Origin of the sequence: Aquimarina atlantica, from assembly GCF_000626715.1 — a bacterium.
GTDB classification, from domain to species: domain Bacteria; phylum Bacteroidota; class Bacteroidia; order Flavobacteriales; family Flavobacteriaceae; genus Aquimarina; species Aquimarina atlantica.
In genome coordinates this window covers 1-1,841 of record NZ_AQRA01000029.1, presented here as the reverse complement: position 1 = coordinate 1,841, position 1,841 = coordinate 1, and the positions used below count along the sequence as shown (strand labels likewise).

Annotated in this window: 1 protein-coding gene; it reads right to left on the bottom strand. The window is 35.0% G+C overall.

Translation table 11 applies throughout. The features are described 5' to 3' along the window. On the bottom strand, nucleotides 1-1,722 hold a 1,722-nt coding region (locus tag ATO12_RS24440; RefSeq protein ID WP_034247711.1), incomplete at its 3' end, for a SprB repeat-containing protein. Between the last annotated feature and the right edge of the window lie 119 nt (nucleotides 1,723-1,841).

The window sequence follows — 1,841 nt, the reverse complement described above, 5'->3', positions numbered from 1 at the left end:
GACAGTTACCTGGTAGTTTCCTATTCCTACATTGGTAAGAGATGCTTCGGTAGTTCCATCATCCCATAGATAAGTGTAATCTCCACCAGAGTTTAAAAATCCCCCTGTTGCACTGGCGATAAGGTTGACTTTGGTATCCGAACAATTAACGGTATTAGGAGTCATATTGATAGTGACCTGGATGGGCTCTGGATCGGTTAGAGTGAATGTTTCGACATCAGAACTACATCCATTACTATCGGTTACTACGATGGTATAAACCCCTTCATAGAGGTTGATGATATTTGTATTTGTAGACCCTAAAGGAGGTGTAAAAGGATTTCCGTCTTTGGTCCAGGCATAGTTTGTATAGTTACCAGACCCGCTGGATACCGATATTGCGATACGTCCATTATTACCATTAATAAGGGTAGGACTTGTGATTAATCCAGGTACACCAGTAACATTGGGTATTGTAGGAAATCGTTCACCAACAGTTATGGTTGAGCTAGAAGCCTCACAGCCATTATTATCTTTGATAAGTATAGTATAATCTCCTTTAGTTAATGTATCAAAAAGCGTTTGTTGTTGCCATGTAGTTCCATTATCGATAGAATATTGGTATTGAGGTGGAGTTCCTGGAGTTCCTCCATTTGGAGTTACTGTAATACTCCCATCATTACCTCCAAAACATTGTACAGGAGAAGGAGTACCATTAACCGATAATACAGGAGGAGCAGTTAGTGTAAAAGGATTACTTTCATCATAGGCATCAGGTACCGTATTGATATCATCAAAACCTTCATTGTTACTTTTGGTTTGCCAGAATAATTTATAGATCCCACCAGGTAGGTTTTTAGGATCCCAGGTATAGGAAGCACCCGTGAAATCACTTTTAGTTATTACTTTTGATTCATAACCATCAAAGCTGCTTCCTACTTGTCGATACACCTGTAAGTTCATTTTTTCTGAAACACTGTCATCTAATTCTCTATCAAAAGTTACGATAAAGTTACCGTCATTGTTATAGCTACAAGTAGGATTGATTGGTGCTGGATTAGGAGAGATATTAGTGTTTAATGAGGGCGAGCAGTTTAAAACTTCATAAATGATAGGTTTAGAGACTGCGCCAGTATGATATTTAATCCTGAAACTCACATTTGGTTTTCCGGATAAATTGGGGATATCACTATATTTTATGGTATAATTGCTTCCATGAGTTCCGGCTCCAATTAAAGAAGTCCATCCAATTCCACTATACATATACTCAATGGCGTATGGATATGGATTAGTACACGAAAAAACGTTCAATATAATATTTTTGCTAGGACATATTTCTCTGGGAGTTGGATTTAGAGTTTGTAAACTCTCTATTTTATATAAATCTATTTTAGAAACGCTAAATCCACTACAGCTAGGGTATTGTATAGGAGTTAGGCAATTATTGTCATTTATGTTAGTTTCAGTTGTACGATTACAATTTGGGGTAGTACAATTTATAAAAGATATGTAATGCTGATTTACAGATACTTTAATTATTTTTTCTGAGAATTCAATAATCGGAGTAGCAGGCAGTGTATGCACAGAGTTGTCGGCTAATGTTGCAGATATTGTCATACTACCAATTCCATTTCCTCCGGGACAAATAATAACATTATAACTACTATCTAATATATATTCATATTGAGCTTTGGCTAGATTAGAAGCCAAAAGAAACAATAGAACGATAGTACATTTTTTCATGGTTTTATTTTATCATAATCAGTTTCAATATCTTTAAATTTATTTATACTAATGCTTTATGATTCTCTATTTAATAACTTTATTAGGCTATATTTATTACCTTATAATTATTTTCCTAA